The 17,608-nt window shown below is 31.8% G+C and carries 15 protein-coding genes; 1 reads left to right on the forward strand and 14 read right to left on the reverse strand.

The window, feature by feature from the left end:
• Positions 1 to 139: 139 nt before the first annotated feature.
• From hydF to J3477_RS12140, 3 genes are read right to left on the reverse strand one after another with little or no spacing between them, the layout of a single operon-like run.
• On the reverse strand, positions 140 to 1,375 hold the full coding sequence (gene hydF / locus J3477_RS12130; protein WP_206870213.1) for a [FeFe] hydrogenase H-cluster maturation GTPase HydF: 1,236 nt from the start codon (positions 1,373 to 1,375) through the stop codon (positions 140 to 142).
• A 14-nt stretch (positions 1,376 to 1,389) separates the two neighbouring features.
• Positions 1,390 to 2,787: an aspartate ammonia-lyase gene (locus J3477_RS12135; protein ID WP_206870214.1), complete on the reverse strand. Its 1,398-nt coding sequence runs from the start codon at positions 2,785 to 2,787 to the stop codon at positions 1,390 to 1,392.
• A 12-nt stretch (positions 2,788 to 2,799) separates the two neighbouring features.
• Positions 2,800 to 3,138 carry a winged helix-turn-helix transcriptional regulator gene (locus J3477_RS12140; RefSeq protein WP_206870215.1) on the reverse strand — a complete coding sequence of 113 codons (339 nt, stop codon included), beginning with the start codon at positions 3,136 to 3,138 and terminating at the stop codon, positions 2,800 to 2,802.
• A gap of 175 nt (positions 3,139 to 3,313) precedes the next feature.
• On the opposite strand from J3477_RS12140, the gene J3477_RS12145 reads away from it, so the two are divergent.
• On the forward strand, positions 3,314 to 3,964 hold the full coding sequence (locus tag J3477_RS12145) for a flavodoxin family protein (protein WP_206870216.1): 651 nt from the start codon (positions 3,314 to 3,316) through the stop codon (positions 3,962 to 3,964).
• Positions 3,965 to 4,073: 109 nt separating this feature from the next.
• On the opposite strand, the gene nudC is transcribed toward J3477_RS12145, so the two are convergent.
• The 11 genes from nudC to J3477_RS12200 form a co-directional block, all read right to left on the reverse strand.
• A complete protein-coding gene (gene nudC / locus J3477_RS12150) occupies positions 4,074 to 4,892 on the reverse strand; it encodes an NAD(+) diphosphatase (protein ID WP_206870217.1) in 819 nt (272 codons plus the stop codon).
• A gap of 46 nt (positions 4,893 to 4,938) precedes the next feature.
• Entirely contained in the window at positions 4,939 to 5,175 is a 237-nt protein-coding gene (locus tag J3477_RS12155; protein WP_206870218.1) for a hypothetical protein, read from the reverse strand.
• A gap of 493 nt (positions 5,176 to 5,668) precedes the next feature.
• Positions 5,669 to 6,487, reverse strand: coding sequence for a rhamnulose-1-phosphate aldolase (rhaD, locus tag J3477_RS12160; protein ID WP_206870219.1), 819 nt, complete (start codon positions 6,485 to 6,487; stop codon positions 5,669 to 5,671).
• A gap of 8 nt (positions 6,488 to 6,495) precedes the next feature.
• Positions 6,496 to 7,752, reverse strand: coding sequence for an L-rhamnose isomerase (rhaA, locus tag J3477_RS12165; protein WP_206870220.1), 1,257 nt, complete (start codon positions 7,750 to 7,752; stop codon positions 6,496 to 6,498).
• A gap of 200 nt (positions 7,753 to 7,952) precedes the next feature.
• Positions 7,953 to 9,353: a rhamnulokinase gene (gene rhaB, locus J3477_RS12170; protein ID WP_206870221.1), complete on the reverse strand. Its 1,401-nt coding sequence runs from the start codon at positions 9,351 to 9,353 to the stop codon at positions 7,953 to 7,955.
• Between the two features lie 234 nt (positions 9,354 to 9,587).
• On the reverse strand, positions 9,588 to 10,799 hold the full coding sequence (mmsB, locus tag J3477_RS12175) for a multiple monosaccharide ABC transporter permease (protein WP_206870222.1): 1,212 nt from the start codon (positions 10,797 to 10,799) through the stop codon (positions 9,588 to 9,590).
• Positions 10,800 to 12,335 (reverse strand): multiple monosaccharide ABC transporter ATP-binding protein, encoded by a 1,536-nt coding sequence (gene mmsA, locus J3477_RS12180; RefSeq protein WP_206870223.1) that lies wholly within the window; start codon positions 12,333 to 12,335, stop codon positions 10,800 to 10,802.
• Between the two features lie 104 nt (positions 12,336 to 12,439).
• Positions 12,440 to 13,537 carry a multiple monosaccharide ABC transporter substrate-binding protein gene (gene chvE, locus J3477_RS12185; RefSeq protein WP_206870224.1) on the reverse strand — a complete coding sequence of 366 codons (1,098 nt, stop codon included), beginning with the start codon at positions 13,535 to 13,537 and terminating at the stop codon, positions 12,440 to 12,442.
• A gap of 173 nt (positions 13,538 to 13,710) precedes the next feature.
• Positions 13,711 to 14,973, reverse strand: coding sequence for a response regulator (locus tag J3477_RS12190; protein WP_206870225.1), 1,263 nt, complete (start codon positions 14,971 to 14,973; stop codon positions 13,711 to 13,713).
• Positions 14,974 to 14,975: 2 nt separating this feature from the next.
• Positions 14,976 to 16,445, reverse strand: coding sequence for a sensor histidine kinase (locus J3477_RS12195; RefSeq protein ID WP_206870226.1), 1,470 nt, complete (start codon positions 16,443 to 16,445; stop codon positions 14,976 to 14,978).
• Positions 16,446 to 16,448: 3 nt separating this feature from the next.
• A complete protein-coding gene (locus J3477_RS12200; protein ID WP_206870227.1) occupies positions 16,449 to 17,417 on the reverse strand; it encodes a sugar-binding protein in 969 nt (322 codons plus the stop codon).
• Between the last annotated feature and the right edge of the window lie 191 nt (positions 17,418 to 17,608).

Raw genomic sequence — 17,608 nt, forward strand, 5'->3', positions numbered from 1 at the left:
TAAAGATGAAACACTTAAATTAATAATACAAATTTAATTGTGAAGTGATTCATCTATAAGTTTACATATCTAAGACACAATTTCCTATACAGTAAAAATAGCTTTAATGATATTAAATCACTAAAGCTATTTTTTAGTTTTAATCTAATTCTTCATATTCTAGTTTAGCCATCGGAAATGGTTCTAATGCTCTCTCGAGTATTCCTTGAACATATGCTATTAACATTCCATAGTTTACGATTGGGACATTATAAGCCTTAGCATCATCTATTCTTGAGCACATTGCAGTTCTATTTAGCATACATCCACCACAATGAACTATAAGTGAGTATTGTTTAACATCATCAGTAAATACTACGCCTGAAGAATATTCAAAGCTTAATTCTTTTCCTGTAAGTTGTCTAAGCCATCTAGGAATCTTCACTCTTGCTATGTCATCTGCCTGCTTGTGATGAGTACATCCTTCTGATACTAGTATCTTATCTCCATCCTTTAGCGTCTTAATCGCTTTTATACCTCTAACCATTTCTGCAAGATCACCTTTATATCTAGCGAACAATATTGAAAAAGACGTAAGCATTATATCCTTAGGAGTATCTGCTGAAACCTTTAGAAATACCTGTGAATCTGTTATAACGAGCTTCGGCTTCCTTCCAAGACTATCTAGTGTTTGCCTTAATTCGTGCTCCTTTGTAACCACTGCTATTGCATCACTTTCTAAAATATCTCTGATTGTTTGCTGTTGTGGCAGTATTAGTCTTCCCTTTGGAGCTGCTTTATCAATTGGTGTTACTAAAACAACTAGGTCTCCAGGATTTATAAGGTCTCCAACTATTTTAAATTTATCTTCTTCTTGAGGTAAAAGGCTTATTATCTTATTTTTTATTTCCTTTATACCTTTATTTAGAGCTGCTGAAGCTGGTACCACTTGAATAGAAAGCTTCTTTGCCATTTCTTGAGCAGCTTCATCATAGGAAACTAATTCATCAATTTTATTTAGTACTCCTAATATAGGAATATTTTTCTCTTTTATTACTTTAACTATATTTAGATCTTCTTCAGTAACACCAATAGTGCCATCTACAACTATTAGTGCAACATCTGCTTTATCTAAAACTTCAATGGTTTTTTTTATTCTAAGTTCTCCTAGTTCTCCTTGATCATCAAGTCCAGCTGTATCAATTATCACACATGGTCCAATTGGTAGTATCTCTATAGATTTGTAAACTGGATCTGTTGTAGTTCCCTTAACCTCTGAAACTATAGAAATTTGTTGTTCTGTTATAGCATTTATAACACTTGATTTACCTGCATTTCTTCTTCCAAATAGGGCTATATGTACTCGCTCTGAGCGAGGTGTAGAATTTAAACTCATTTAATCTTCTCTCCTTACTTTCCAGGTATACCTGGCTTTGTTAACTCTAAAGGATTAAGTATTGCATCTACTTCTTCCTTAGTCAATATATTGTCTAGATATATAACTTCTCTTAAGGTTATCCCTAAAGCCAATGCTTTTTTCGCAATTTCACTTGCTCTATCATAACCTATATGATGTATTAAAGCAGCAGTCATAGCTGTGGATTTTTCTAAATTATCTCTGCATACGTCATTATTTACTTCAATACCTTCAATACATTTCTCTCTAAATATTATAACAGCTTTTTCTAATAACTCTAAGGATTCTAATAGATTTTCTGTTATAAGAGGAATGAAAGCATTGAGTTCAAGCTGTCCACTGGCTGCAGCAAAAGTTATTCCACTGTCGTTTGAAACAATCCTCATAGCCACCTGCGCTATCATCTCTGGTATTACTGGATTAACCTTTCCCGGCATTATGGATGATCCTGGCTGTTTCATTGGAAGTATCAACTCTCCAAAACCACCCTTAGGACCTGAGCTTAAAAGCCTTAAATCATTTGATATTTTCATTAAGTTAACAGCACAGGATTTTAAAAGACCTGACACTTCAACAAAAACATCAGCATTTTGGGTGATATCCATGGGAAAATCTGAACGAGCAAGCCCAAGTCCTGTAAGCTGTTGAAGCATATCTGTCATCATAAAAATATATTTATTCGTGGCATTGAGACCTGTACCGATTGCTGTGCCACCTATATTTATTACTCTAAGTCTTTCTTCAACCTTATAAATCCTCCATCTATCTCTCTCTATAGCTTTTGCATAAGCACCAAATCCTTGCCCAACCATCATAGGTAGTGCATCCATAAGTTCTGTTCTTCCAAGCTTTAATATATTTGCAAACTCATTTTCTTTCACTTGCAGTGATTCCTGTAAATCTGCTAAAGCATTAGCTAGTCTTCTAATCTTTCTTATAGCTGCAATTCTTAAAGCTGTTGGACATACATCATTTGTAGACTGAGACATATTTACATGATTCAATGGATGAATCACATCATAGTTACCTTTTTGCTCTCCCAATAGCTCTAAAGCTCTATTGGCTATAACTTCATTTACATTCATATTAGTAGATGTTCCAGCACCACCTTGAAATGCATTTATCCTAAAACTATCATTAAACAGGCCTTCTGCCACTTCTTCTGCAGCTCTAACTATAGCCTTCCCTTTCTCTTCATCTAGTCTTTTAAGCTTTGAATTCACTATCGCTGCTGATTTTTTTATAATCGCAATTTCTTTCACAAAATCTATATTGACATACCTATCTCCAAGATTAAAGTTTTCCATAGCTCTTACAGTATGTATCCCATAATACTTAGAATCATCTATATTTCTATTTCCTAACATATCGTGTTCTATTCTAAAGTCCATAAACCTGCTCCTTTACATTTCTACTTCCTTTATCATATTTTCAGCTCCCCACTTTGACATAATCTCGAGAACAGGAATAAGACTTTTGCCTCTTTCTGTTAGAGAGTATTCGACCTTAGGAGGGACTTCGTTATACTGTTTTCTATTTATTATCTTATCTGCTTCAAGCTCTTTAAGTTGTTGACTTAAGGTCTTATGAGCAATCGTTTGAAGTCTTTCTTTCAATTTGCTGTATCTTACTACTTCATGTCTATATATCTCCCATAGTATTACCCATTTCCACTTTCCCTCTAATACAGAAATTGTGTAATACATTGGACATTCCCCATATCTATCAATAAATCTATCCATTTTTCCCCCTTGTTAACACAATAGTCAGTTTGATTATATTTTATCTCAATACTTACTTTTTGTTAAGTATATAACAAATAAGTGCATACTTACTTCTTTTTATATTAGAATATATAATTTATTATATAAAGTCAATTTACTTGAAGTTAAGTATTAGGTTGGAGGAGAGATTAATATGAAAATTATTGCTTTAAATGGTAGTCCAAGAAAAACTAAAAATACTGCTACTATTCTAAAAGAGGCACTTGAAGGAGCAAAAACACAGGGTGCAGAGATTGAACTCATCAATCTTTACGATTTAAACTATAAAGGCTGCGTTAGCTGTTTTGCTTGCAAACGAATTGGTGGTCAAAGTTATGGTAAATGTGCTGTTAAAGATGATTTGCAGGCAGTACTTAGGAAAATTGAAGAGGCAGATGCTCTAATATTAGGTTCACCAATATATTTTGGTGAAATAACAGGAGAAATGAGATCATTTTTAGAACGCTTCCTATTTCAGTATCTAACTTATGATGAAAATCATACTGTTATATTTGATAGAAAACTGCCAATCGGTTTAGTTTATACTATGAATGTACAAAGTGAGCATATGAAGCTTGTAGGGTATGAACAGAAATTTAAAAATACTGAAGATATGATGAAGAGATTTTTTGGTGTAGCAGAATCATTATTTATAAATGACACTTACCAATTTGATGATTATTCAAAATATGTTTCATCAATGTTTGATGAAAAACATAAAGCCCAAATAAGAGATGAACAATTTCCAAAAGACTTAAAAAAAGCTTTTGAATTAGGTACACGATTAGTTCAACAAACTCTCTAAAAACCTCATTATACCTATATATAAGCAAAGTTGTTATTTTATAAACTAAAGACCATGAATAAGTTAGGAATAGTTTTCCTTTTATTCATGGTCTCTTAATTTCAATATTTTAGTCTTTATAAATAACCCCATCAATTATCTTTCTTGCTAAAGAAAACTTCTCTGGCAAGTTTGGTAAACTATCCTTTTCAAACCAATCTGCATATAATATTTCTTTTCCATCTACCTTTATCTCCCCAGATTCATATTCTGCTATGAATCCAAGCATTAGTGAGTTTGGGAAAGGCCATGGCGAACTATTATGATATCTTATGTTCTTAATATGTATACCTACTTCTTCAAGAACCTCTCTCTTAACTGCACTTTCTAGATCTTCTCCTGCTTCTACAAAGCCTGCGATTAAGCTATACATATTGTTCTTGAAATTGCTATTATGAGCGAGTAGGATCTTATCTTCCTTCATCACTGCAACTATTATTGCTGGACAAATTACAGGGTAAATTACATGATTACATTTTGTGCAAGCTTTAGCCATTTCATCTTCTTTAATGACTGTTTTAGCCCCGCATTTTCCACAAAACATATTAGTTCTATTCCAATGTAGGATTTGATTAGCTCTCCCTGCTGCAGAAAATAAACATTCATTTGTTGCTGCTGCAAAATCTCTTAAAGTCATTAATTCAAAACCTTCAGTTAACTTGAATTCTGAATAAGTTTCTGTAGCAAAACAGCTAATTTCATTGATTTCGCCAATAAAAAACTGTTCATCATATTTTATATTTAATTGCTTTAGTTCTTTTAGCAAAGGTATTTTTATAGAATTCTCCTCTATTTTAACTAATATATTTCCATTGAAAAACGCAAACATAAAATCATTCTCTGTGCTTTTTTTAGTCACATCAGATACTATTTTAAAATACTGTTCCATATTTAGAAATCCTTTCTTTTATGCCTTATGTTCTAAGTTGACAGGCTTAGTTATTTGATATCCTCTTATATTTTAGAAACTCCTTTATTACATATATAGGATACCCTATAGCTACAAATTGAAATACAATTATAAGGAATATATAGAAGTAGGCATTTGATATATATTTAGAAACAAAGTTTATTGCAGGCACTAAAATAAGTATGAAAAACATAAAAAGATAACTTAAATCTTTTGTTTTCTTTCCTTGTTGTGAATTAACAAAATCAATAAAATTTTTCATAACAAATCTCCAAATTTTAAGTATTTTATCTATCCTATAATTATACAGCTTATAATTGTGTATATCAATTTTTTTACTTAGCTATATTTACGAATAAATATAAAGAAATTTACAAATTAATATAGTTTATTTTTATTAATCATTTTAGAAATGGCAGTAAAATAATTAGGCTATGTTTAAGAACACAGAAACAGAAGAAAACCAATGAACTTTAAATGCTCATTGGTTTATCTCAATTATCTTATTTAAAAGCTTTCTTAAATTGTCTGTTTTTAGCTTCTTCTCCTATTACACTTATTAAGCCTTGTCCAAAGAAAGAAGTTTCATTTAATACTATACGATTTACCATGATAAATTCTCCTCCCAAAATATCTTTTATAACTTATGTGCACTACCTTATTTCTTAACTCTTAAAACTATTTCTTGCTGTTTCATAGTTACAAGCTGTCAAAATTCCAAGGTAGTGCACTTTAACAACAATATACTTTATTTATTATTGTAAATATTTCTCATCAATTTCAATATTAAAACCTTTTGCTAAATCTCTGAAATCATCTGATGTTATTGTTTGTCTCTTACCACCCATAGATAATACCTTAACCAGTATTTCAGCTGATTTTTCAACAGTATCCATAAGTCCAAAGGTTAAGTCTAAATCCTCTCCTGAACAGAAGGTTCCATGATGAGCCCATATAACAATGTCATGTAACTTCATAAGTTCACCTGTAGCTTCAGCAATTTCTGTTCCACCTGGTACCATCCAAGGAACTACACCAATACCACTTGGAAATACCACTGGACACTCTGTGGCCATCTCCCATAATTCTCTTGTAAACACTTGTCCATCTAGAGGAAGAACAAAAGTTAATGCTATTAAGTTTGTAGTATGTGAATGCATTATAACTCTATGTTTTCCATTTGTTGCAGCTTTCTTTATCGAATGACTGTTAAGATGCGAAGGAAGCTCACTTGTTGGTCTTGCTCCATTTACAAGCCCCCATAATATTTTATAATTTTCGCCTTTTTCATCTATTTTGATAAGTCCAACATTTTCTTCTAAATTCACTGATATATTTCTTATAAACTTTCCGCTTCCTGTAACTAAAAAATATTCATTAGCTAAGTTTTCAACTTTTATTCCTATCGGAGTATATTCTCTTGAGTCATCTATATATTCCTGTACTCCATTAGTTTCTTCTTCTGTTAATCTATAAGTTATATTTCCACCATTTCTTTCATGCCAGCCCTTAAGCCATGCATCGTGAGTTATCTTAGTAAATGTTTTTATAAAGTTCATATCATGTAAAGCCATAGTTATACCTACTTTCTGTTTTCTAATATTGTTTTTTCGTATTGTCTAACTTCTTTTACCCATTCTTCTTTAACTGGAACATTGTTTATCTCACAGTAGTAGTTCCATATATCACCTAATGGATAAGTCTTTAATTCTTCCATCAATGCTAATCTTTCAGTGAAGTTCCCTTCTTCTTGAAGCTTTATTAATTCATCATGTGGAATTAACATTGCTGAAAGTAATGCTTTAAGCATGTTACGTGTTCCTATAACCCAAGCAGCTATACGGTTTATGCTTGCATCGAAGAAATCTAAACCTATTATTACTCTATCTAACGCATCATTTCTAACTATTTCTTTAGCTATTTCTTTAAGTTCGTCATCTAATATAACAACATGGTCACTATCCCAACGTACTGGACGACTTACATGAAGAGCAACTTTTTCAGAGAATAATAGCATTGATGATATCTTATCTGAAACAACTTCTGTTGGATGGTAATGTCCTGTGTCTAACAATGATAGAATTCCATTTTTAGCTGCATAGTTTATATAGAATTCACTTGACCCTACTGTATAGGATTCTGCACCTATTCCAAACACCTTTGATTCTACTGCATCTAAGTTATAATTTGTGTCTAGCTTTTCAGCAAATATCTGATCTAAAGAGTCTTTAAGTCTCTTTCTTGGCCCTAAACGATCACTTGGAATATCTTTGTATCCATCTGGAATCCAAAGGTTTGTTAAACAAGTTTGTCCAAGTTCCTTGCCAAAGTATTCTCCAATTTTTCTTGAAGCCACTGCATGTCTTATCCAGAAATCTCTTATTTCTTTGTCTGGATGTGACAAAGTTAATCCGTCACTAGCCTTTGGATGAGAGAATATAGTTGGATTAAAATCTAATCCTAACCCTCTTTCTTTAGCCCAATTTACCCAGTTTTCAAAGTGCTCTGGTTTAAGTTCATCTCTTTCAACTGCTTTGCCATTAGTTTCTGCATATATAGCATGTAAATTAACCTTATGCTTTCCCGGTATTAGACTTAATGCTTTATCTAAATCTGCTCTTAATTCTTCAGGATTTGTTGCTCTACCTGGATAATTTCCTGTAGCTTGTATTCCACCTGATAACTCATTTTGACTTACTTCAAAACCTGTTACATCATCACCTTGCCAGCAGTGTACTGAAACTTTAACTTTTTGAAGCTCTTCTAACACCTTATCTACATCAATACCAAATTTTGCATACTCTTGTTTTGCAGCTTCGTATTTTTCTTTTATATCCATGATAATTCTCCTTTTTTATTGTTAATTAATTCTCTATTTTCATTAATCCATGTTTTTATTACTATCCCTAATACTTTTAACCAGTCTTACAAATATTTATATAAACTGTATAGTCATATAGTCTTCAACTAATGCTTATTCCCTAATCAAGCATATCCTATTTTTTGCACAGCTTTTAATAGACTCAAACGTCACATAACCTAAGGTGTGTACGTCTTTATCTCGAAGGATTTTGCTATAAGCTTTCTTGCTTCTTCAAGGTTTGCTACTTTTTTGTAGCTTAAAAGCTGAGCAACTATGTTTCCGATAGCAGTAGCTTCCACCGGGCCTGCTAATACTTCTTTTTGTGTCACCTTTGCAAGCAGTTCATTGAGAAGTTCGTTCTGACATCCTCCGCCAAATACATTTATCCTTTTATATTGCTTTTCAAAGATTTCCTCAAGCTCTGCAATTGATTCTTTATAACTTGAGCTTAAGCTATTATAAACACAGTAAGCCACTTGTCCCACCGTTTCTGGAACTGGTTGGTTCGTTTCTCTACAATAAACTTTTATCTCTTCAATCATATTTTCAGGATTCAAAAACCTATCATGATTAATATCTATAATTGAATCAAAGCTTTCTGATTCTCTAGCTTTTATTACTAGCTCAGCAAAAGAATATTTATTTTCATAATTTCTTCTTACTTCTTGTATAATCCAGAGCCCCATTATATTCTTTAAAAATCTAAATCTATAATCTATTCCACCTTCATTAGTGAAGTTATAATTCATAGATTGAGGTACGCATATAGGAAAGTGGTTCTCTACTCCCATGAGCGACCATGTTCCTGAGCTTAGATAAACGCTGTCATTATCATTACATACTGAAGCTATAAAAGCTGAACCTGTATCATGAGTAGCAGGAAGTATAACCTCCATATCAAATCCAAACTCTTCTATTAATTCTTTTCTAAGATTTCCAAGACTAGACTTAGGAAGCTTTATTTCTTGGAATATGGATTTATCAATTCCAAGTTGCTCTAAAATTTTATGATCCCAAGTTCTATCAAAAGAATTTACCAACTGTGTACTTGTGGCGTTTGTATACTCATTTACTTTTACTCCAGTTAAGAGGAAGTTTAAATAATCAGGAACCATCAAAAATGCCTTTGCATTTTCTAAAACCTCTGGTTTTCTATTCTTAATTGCCATTAACTGATATATTGTGTTGAATCTTTGAAACTGTATTCCAGTATATAGATAAAGCATATCTTTAGGTATTATCTCAAACACTTCATCCATTACGCCTTCGGTTCTATCATCTCTATACGCAACAGTATTTCCTAAAACTTTATCTTCTTCGTCAAGCAACACAAAGTCTACAGCCCAAGTATCTATTCCTATGCTTTTAGGTAGTTTCCCCAGTTCCTTACACTTGTGAATACCTTTTTTTATTTCTTCAAATAAGCCCTTTAGGTCCCAGCAATATTCATCATCTATTTTTCTTATTCCATTTTCAAACCTATAAACTTCTTCTATCTTCATTTTTCCATCTTCTATATATCCCAAGATGTGTCTTCCGCTAGAAGCTCCTATATCAATGGCTAAATGATATTCCATAATTTATCCTCCTTAGCTTCGAAATCATTTACACAAGTAAATTATAGTTTTTGTGTGGGGATTATATAATGTCTAGGTTTGTTTAATTTATTATCCTTATTTGCACTTTGTTTATAAATTAAAATTTATTATAAAAACCTTTAGATACGAAACTCTAGATTGTTCAATGCTAAATTATCTTATTTAATAAATAGCAAAAGGAGAGCTTACGCTCTCCTTTTAAATCTAGTAAATCTATCTCTTCGATTTTGAAAATACGTCAAAAGCAACTGCCATCAATAAGACAAATCCTTTTATAGTCATCTGCATGTCACTTCCAACACCCATTATAGACATACCATTATTTAATACACCCATTACTAGAGCTCCTATTATTGCACCTATTACTGTACCTACTCCACCATAGGCAGAAGCTCCTCCTATAAAACAAGCTGCAATAGCATCAAGTTCAAAGTTTGTTCCTGATTGAGGTGCTGCAGCATTAAGTCTTGAAGTAAAAGCAATACTAGCTACAGCGCTTAATACTGCCATATTTACATATGAGAAAAATAGTACTCTATTTGTATTTATACCTGAAAGCTTTGCTGCCTTCTCATTTCCTCCCATAGCATAAAGATATCTTCCTTGAATAGTATTATTTGCGAAGAACGAATAAACGAATACTAATATACCAACTATAACAAATATTACTGGAATCCCCTTATATTTTGCAAACCAATAAAACACTAAATTCGTAGCCAAAACCACTACTGCAATTTTACCGATTAAAATGTATAAAGAATTATTTTCATACTCATTATTTTTACTTGCAGACCACTTCTTTACTTCTAAAAATATATAAACTATAGAAATTATTATTCCAGCTATAATTGCTGTTAGGTTTAATCCTGAAGCACCTTTGAAAATATCTGGTATATATCCTCCACTTAACTTTTGAAAACTCTCTGGGAATGGAGATAGAGTAAGACCTTTAAGCATAGTTATTGTAAGTCCTCTAAATATAAGCATACCTGCAAGGGTTACAATAAATGCCGGTATTCTTACATATGCAATCCAAAATCCCTGCCATATCCCAATTATTAAACCAGCTACTAGACAAAATACTATGGCCAACCATATATTCATTTTCATACTAACTATAAAAGTTCCAAGTAATGCACCTATAAAAGCACACACTGACCCAACAGAAAGGTCTATATTTCCACCAGTTAAAATACACAGTGTCATACCAATTGCTAAAATAAATACATAGCTATTTTGAAGTATCAAATTTGCTACATTCATTGGAACCAATAATATTCCATTGGTTAAAATCTGAAATATGATTATAATAACTACCAATGCTATAAGCATTGCATATTGCCTTACATTACTCCTGAAGGTACTTTTAATTACATCTAATAAGTTTTGCTTAATATTATCTCCAGATTTCTGAACTGTTTGCATTTATATAACCTCCCTATTACTATTCATTATGCATTTCATTATGGACTCCTGAGATGCATCTTTTTTATCTAGCTCGCCCACTATTTTTCCCTCATTAATAACATAAATCCTATCACAAACCCCTAGTATTTCGGGCAATTCAGAGGAAATGAATATAACTGACTTTCCACTATCCGCCAAGTCATTTATAATCTTATATATTTCATACTTTGCTCCTATATCTATTCCCCTTGTAGGCTCATCCAATATAAGAACGTCAGGTTCAGTAAATATCCATTTACTAAGTACAACCTTCTGTTGATTTCCTCCCGAAAGATTTCCTACCTCTTGTAATATTGTTGGAGTTTTTATATTAAGCTTTTGCCTATATTCTTCAGCAACATTAACCTGCTTTGTTTTATCTATAACAAAATTTTTACTTATTTTAAATAAATTAGCTATAGTAATATTATTCTTTATATTATCTATAAGGTTTAAACCTGCAGTTTTTCTATCCTCTGTAGTATAAGCTATGCCGTGTTCTATAGCCTGCCTGATGCTATTAACAGTAATTTCTTTACCATCTTTAAATATTTTCCCAGTTATATGAGTACCGTAAGCCTTTCCAAAAATACTCATAGCAAATTCTGTTCTTCCTGCTCCCATAAGACCTGAAAGTCCAACGATTTCACCCTTTTTAACTTTTATATTCATATCCTTGATAACTTTTCTTTGAGGTATCAATGGATCATTTACATTCCAATCTTTAACTTCAAAAACTACATCTCCAATATTAGGAGTATGTTCTGGGAATCTGTGAGTAAGGTCTCTTCCAACCATTCCTTTTATTATTCTATCCTCACTGATATCACCGTCGTTTTCTAATGTTTCTATAGTAGCTCCATCTCTTATTACTGTTACTCTATCAGCTACCTTCACAACCTCATTGAGTTTATGAGAAATAAGTATTGAAGAAATACCTTCTTTCTGTAGTTCCAATATCAAGTTCAATAAATGATCTGAATCTTCTTCATTTAAAGCGGCAGTAGGTTCATCTAATATTAAAAGTTTAACATTTTTAGCTAATGCCTTTGCTATTTCTACAAGCTGCTGTTTTCCTACCCCTATATCTATTATCTTCGTGTTAGGATTTTCGCTAAGACCTATCCTCTTTAGCATTTCTGCAGCCTTATCATTAGTCTCACGCCAGTTTATAAAATTATTTTTCGCCCTTTCATTTCCTAAAAATATGTTCTCAGCTATTGATAGATATGGTATTAATGCTAGTTCTTGATGAATTATTACTATACCCTTCTTCTCGCTATCCTTTATATTAGTGAATCTGCACTCCTGTCCTTCATATATGATATCCCCTGTATAAGTTCCATAGGGATATATTCCACTTAGGACATTCATTAAGGTAGACTTACCAGCTCCATTCTCTCCTATAAGAGCATGAACTTCTCCTTTTCTTACATTTATATTTACATTATTTAAAGCCTTAACCCCTGGAAAGAGTTTTGTTATATCTTTCATTTGAAGAATATAATCCTCCATCTTTTTCCCTCCCATATCGATACTTTTCTTTCTGCTGTCGTAATATGTTTATAAAGCCGAGCACCTTAGCCTTGTGCTCGGCTAAACTTATTTTTTATATTTTACTATTTCAAATCAGATTCCTTATAGTATCCGCTATCTATAAGTATTGATTTATAGTTTGAAGCATCAGCATAAACTGGATCGCATAGGAAGGATGGTACAACTTTGCTTCCATTGTTATATGTCTTTGTATCATTTACTGAAGCTTCTTTACCTTGTACTAAACTGTCAACCATTTCAACTACTTTTGAAGCAAGAGTTCTAGTATCCTTGAATATTGACATAGATTGTTGCTTGTTTATCATAGCTATTACATTTGGCTTATCGCAGTCTTGACCTGTTAATACTGGATATGGCTTATCACTAGTTCCATAACCAGCATTTTTTAGAGATGCAACTATACCTATTGCTAAGCTATCATTTGGAGAAAGTACTACATCAAGCTTTTTGTCTTTTGCATAGTTAGCTGTAATTAAGTTATCCATTCTTGCTTGAGCCTTAGCTGAATCCCAACCTTGAATTGCAATTTTAGTAAACTCTTTTTGTCCACTTGCAACAACTAACTTTCCATTATCAATATAAGGTTGTAATATGCTCATAGCACCATTAAAGAAGAAAGTTGCATTGTTATCATCTGGTGAACCACCAAATAGTTCTATATTAAATGGGCCTTTTCCATCCTTTAAGCCTAGTTGCTTTTCTATATATTGTCCTTGAATTACTCCAACCTTGAAATTATCAAAAGTTGCATAGTAGTCAACATTAGGTGTCTTCATTATCAATCTATCATAAGCTACTACCTTTACGTTATTATCTGCTGCTTTTTTAAGAACATCTGTCATTGCTGATCCGTCTATTGCAGCTACAACTAAAACCTTACAACCTTTGGTTATCATATTTTCTACTTGTTGAGTCTGTGTATTTACGTCATTATTAGCATATTGAAGCTCTACCTTATATCCTTTCGATTCTAGAGCTGATTTCATGTTGGATCCATCTTGATTCCATCTTTGAAGTGATTGAGTAGGCATAGCTACTCCAATTAATTGTTTGCTAGCAGTGGATGAGTTTGGGTCTGCAGCTTTTGTCCCCGAATTACCACAACCTGCTAAGGTTGCCATTAACCCTAAAGCTAAAATGGTAGTAAGTACTTTTTTCATTTTTATTCCCCCTTGAATTTTATTTTGACCACAGACTCATTATAGTTTTTGAATACGTTTAACTAAAGGTTTTTACTTGCTTTCTATTGGTAAACTCTTGCGGAAGTTTTTACTGCAAAAAAATACCCATATGGTAGTATCATTATAAATACACTACTATATGGGTTCATGCTTTATTTTCTATATTCTGTAGGACTTCGTCCTTCATACTTTTTAAATACTTTGCTAAAGTAATTTGGATCATTATAACCAACAGAAAAACAAACCTCTTTTATGCTAATAGAGTTATCCCTAAGAAGTTCTTTAGCTTTCTTTATCCTAAGAATATTTATATAGTCAGAAAAATTATAGCCTATAATTTCTTTAAAAGTTCTGCTAAAGTAATAACAACTTAGGTTAAATTTTGCTGCAACAGTGTCAAGATCTAATTCCTCTACCATATTATCAACTATATACTTCTCTATATCCTTAAAAAGTACTGATTTACTGCTATCTATATTGTGATTATTTTCATTAGCATTGTCTTTTATATTATCTATATGAATTATATTATTATCGCATCTCTTTTCCAGTGAAATAGTCGCTTCTTTATATGATGTATGCATAGCTGCTAGACCAGTGTAACACCTTCCTATCCCTACATTTATAGATATGTCAAATATTCGTTGTACATCTTTTCTTATATCAACAGCCAATTTTACTATGGTAATCTTTTTATCTTCATCACTATGATCTACTGGAGCCTCTATAAAATACACTAATTCTTGAATAGATTTAAATGTTCCTATTGCCCTATACTTTAAGTTTATATAGCCTTTTATATATTCTCCTACTTTTCTTTTAATTTGATTGTTAAAAAGCTCTGTATCTCTACCTTCGAGCTCTATCACCATTGAACATGTATTTTCAAAGGTTAAATTCAAGTAATTTTTATACATCTGTTCATCTATAGCCTCAAAGGTATTATTTAGTATATAATAGCTCAATTCATTTTCCATAACTGAAATTAAGTTATTGAGTTTTTCAGCATTCTCAATTTCACTTTTTCTTTTAGCTTTCTCTTTATCTACACAGGATACTGCTTTTCTGATCTTTTCAATTAGTTCTAATCTTCCAAATGGTTTTAGTATATACTCTTTTACATTATTTTTCACAGCCTCCACCGCAAAGTCAAAATAATCATATGCTGTCAATATAATAAAGTAAGTATTAGGAAGGGATCTCTTTATCTCTTCAATAGCTACCAAGCCATTTATACCCGGCATTTTTATATCAGTAATAACAATATCTGGTCTAGCCTGTTCTGATATTTCGATAGCTTCTCTTCCATTACGAGCTTCAAGCACCTCCAATTTATCACCAAACTCCCAGCTTAGTATACTTATAATAGATTCTCTTTCATACTTTTCATCATCAGCAATAAGAAGTCTTACCATGTCTACATCAACACCTTTTTAGGAATTTTTAAATAGATTTTTGTTCCAAGCCCCTTTTTACTTTCTATGGAGAATAAATTTTTCTCATCATATAGTAGCTCTAACCTATTAATCGTGCTCCTAATCCCCATTCCAGTAGTATGTCCTATGTGCTCGCTAGAATTATCTTCTGAGCTTATTTTACTAAGAGTTTCCTCATCAAATCCGCAGCCACTATCTTCAATGAGCACAATTGTATAACTTCCTTCTTCATATATATTTATCCCTATTTTTCCGCCCTCTTCCTTTGGTTCTATGCCATGTATAAAAGCATTTTCTACAAAAGGTTGAAGCGTCATTCCTGGAACCTTTACTTTTGTCAAATCAACCTTTAAATCTAACATAAAAGTAACTCTTTCATCATAACGAACCTTTTGTATAAATATATATTGCTTTACTACATCAATTTCTTCTTTCAATGTTGCATTTCGCTCCATCATTGTTAAGCTATATCTTAAAATTCCAGATACAGATTTTATAAGCTCTTCTGTGGTAGAAGCATTTTCTTTTATGGCTGTTTGATTTATACAATTTAAAGTATTAAATAAGAAATGTGGATTTATCTGGGATTGAAGTACCTTCAATTGACTTAACTTTAATGCATTTTCATATTTTAAAATAGTAATCTCATCATCTATTACTTTTCTTTCAAGCTCAGCATTTCTCTTTAGTGAATTTATATATACTTTTATATTTTTAATCATGCTGTTAAAGGCTTCTGATAACAAATCTAATTCATATATATCAGTTTTCTCTCCTCCAACCATCTCAAAATCACCATTTGAAACCTTCTTTGATGCCTTTACCAACTGCTTTAGTTTTAAGCTTATATTTCTAATAAAAACTAGTGTGGAAAGTATGCTCATTAATAGTGCCGCTGCAATATATATCATTATAATCTTATTTATATTGCGTTCTTTAATTTCATAGCTTTTATACAAAGTATCATTATAACTAATATAGCTATCTGTTAAATTCGTAATGTAACTATTACAATAAGTCTGAATTTCCTTGGTAGACACATAATGATCATAATAAGTATCAATAGGTCCTCTATTGTCATAAAGCTCTATTGTCTTCTCTCCTTCAGCTCTATAACTGTAAAGAGTATTTATTAAATCCCTTAGGATATATTGGCTTTCAACATCAGAAATATCTCTAAGCGAATTTACCTTATTTAACGCGCCATCTAAATCTTTTCTATAGTTATCTCTACATTGAGTAGTATTAGTTTGTATATATTTATTAAAATTATCTGATGCATCATTAAGCAGATTTTTGATTTCGTTTACATTGTTTAGTTTACTTAGCATGATAGAATAATTGTCATTTATTTTTCTATTTGTCAGTACTGCAGTAATATTACTAGTAGCTAACGGGATTATAATAATGAGGGCAAAAATAATGAACTTCCTTCTTAAACTATTTTTCATCCTCTACTCTCCCTGTTTTTTCTTGTACTCATTTATATTATTTTTATCAACAACTTGTACATCTGTTAAATTTATTTTATCTACTTTCTTACCTTGAGATATGTCCATTATCATATTTACAGCATTATATCCCATAAGGTATGGTCTTTGAACAATAGTGGAAGAAATTACCCCTGATTCGATAAGTTGTAGGGTTTCAGGTAAATCATCAAAAGCAACAATCTTAACTTTTCCTACAAGTCCAAGACTCGATACTGCCTTAGCTGCCCCTACTCCATCAAGTGCTGATGTACAAAATAGAGCTTTTATATTATAGTTTTTAGTTAGTATTTTTTTAGCTGCAAGTTCTGCCTCAAGCAGATATGAATCAGAAGATTCAACACTAACTATAGAGATCTTTGAATTGCTACTTATATAATCTTTAAACCCCTGCACTCTTTCAGTTTGATTAGTTACATCTTTACCACCTATGACAATACCTATATTTCCTTCAGTTCCAATCTGCCTTATCATTTCCTTAGCACCTTCAGTACCTGCACCTATATTATCTGTACCAACATATGCTAAACGTTTACTTTTATCTGCATCTGAATCTATTGTAATAAGAGGTATTCCATTGTCAACAACATTATTAATTACTGAGTTATATTTACTTTCCTCCTGCACATATGTAATTATCCCACTAACCTTAGCTGCATATGCCATATTAATAAGTCTAAGCCCGTCATCAACATTAGCATAGTCTGGACCCTCAACCTTTACAACAGCATTCCTTTGTTTAGCAGCTTTTTCAGCTCCAGCCTTTATATATTGCCAATATGGATTTGATTTTACATGGCAAATAAGTACTATCTCTGGTTTTATTTGCTCTTTAACATTGACAGGTTCTTTAAAAATTCCAAAAAGGATGAAAGTGAAAATCCCAAAAATTAAAATTGTAGCTATATATTTCAGATTATAAAGTTTCTTCATTTCTTTCCCCCTCAATGATAACTTCTACTATACACTTTTATGCTTTAATATACATGCTTATTATATAATATATTACAAAATATGTATATTAAAATTATAACTTCTTATCAAAATATTACCAGTAATTATTTGCTGTGATTCTTTGTTGTTTTAGTATCAAATTATTCTAAATCCTTTCCTTTTAGCTTAAT

Origin of the sequence: Clostridium zeae (assembly GCF_017312485.1) — a bacterium.
GTDB classification, from domain to species: Bacteria; Bacillota; Clostridia; order Clostridiales; family Clostridiaceae; genus Clostridium_AR; species Clostridium_AR zeae.

Excerpts from the sequence above, each read along its gene's own strand:
- hydF (WP_206870213.1), bottom strand. The coding sequence starts at position 1,375 with ATGAGTTTAAATTCTACACCTCGCTCAGAGCGAGTACATATAGCCCTA.
- J3477_RS12135 (WP_206870214.1), bottom strand. The coding sequence starts at position 2,787 with ATGGACTTTAGAATAGAACACGATATGTTAGGAAATAGAAATATAGAT.
- J3477_RS12140 (WP_206870215.1), bottom strand. The coding sequence starts at position 3,138 with ATGGATAGATTTATTGATAGATATGGGGAATGTCCAATGTATTACACA.
- J3477_RS12145 (WP_206870216.1), top strand. The coding sequence starts at position 3,314 with ATGAAAATTATTGCTTTAAATGGTAGTCCAAGAAAAACTAAAAATACT.
- nudC (WP_206870217.1), bottom strand. The coding sequence starts at position 4,892 with ATGGAACAGTATTTTAAAATAGTATCTGATGTGACTAAAAAAAGCACA.
- J3477_RS12155 (WP_206870218.1), bottom strand. The coding sequence starts at position 5,175 with ATGAAAAATTTTATTGATTTTGTTAATTCACAACAAGGAAAGAAAACA.
- rhaD (WP_206870219.1), bottom strand. The coding sequence starts at position 6,487 with ATGGCTTTACATGATATGAACTTTATAAAAACATTTACTAAGATAACT.
- rhaA (WP_206870220.1), bottom strand. The coding sequence starts at position 7,752 with ATGGATATAAAAGAAAAATACGAAGCTGCAAAACAAGAGTATGCAAAA.
- rhaB (WP_206870221.1), bottom strand. The coding sequence starts at position 9,353 with ATGGAATATCATTTAGCCATTGATATAGGAGCTTCTAGCGGAAGACAC.
- mmsB (WP_206870222.1), bottom strand. The coding sequence starts at position 10,799 with ATGCAAACAGTTCAGAAATCTGGAGATAATATTAAGCAAAACTTATTA.
- mmsA (WP_206870223.1), bottom strand. The coding sequence starts at position 12,335 with ATGGAGGATTATATTCTTCAAATGAAAGATATAACAAAACTCTTTCCA.
- chvE (WP_206870224.1), bottom strand. The coding sequence starts at position 13,537 with ATGAAAAAAGTACTTACTACCATTTTAGCTTTAGGGTTAATGGCAACC.
- J3477_RS12190 (WP_206870225.1), bottom strand. The coding sequence starts at position 14,973 with ATGGTAAGACTTCTTATTGCTGATGATGAAAAGTATGAAAGAGAATCT.
- J3477_RS12195 (WP_206870226.1), bottom strand. The coding sequence starts at position 16,445 with ATGAAAAATAGTTTAAGAAGGAAGTTCATTATTTTTGCCCTCATTATT.
- J3477_RS12200 (WP_206870227.1), bottom strand. The coding sequence starts at position 17,417 with ATGAAGAAACTTTATAATCTGAAATATATAGCTACAATTTTAATTTTT.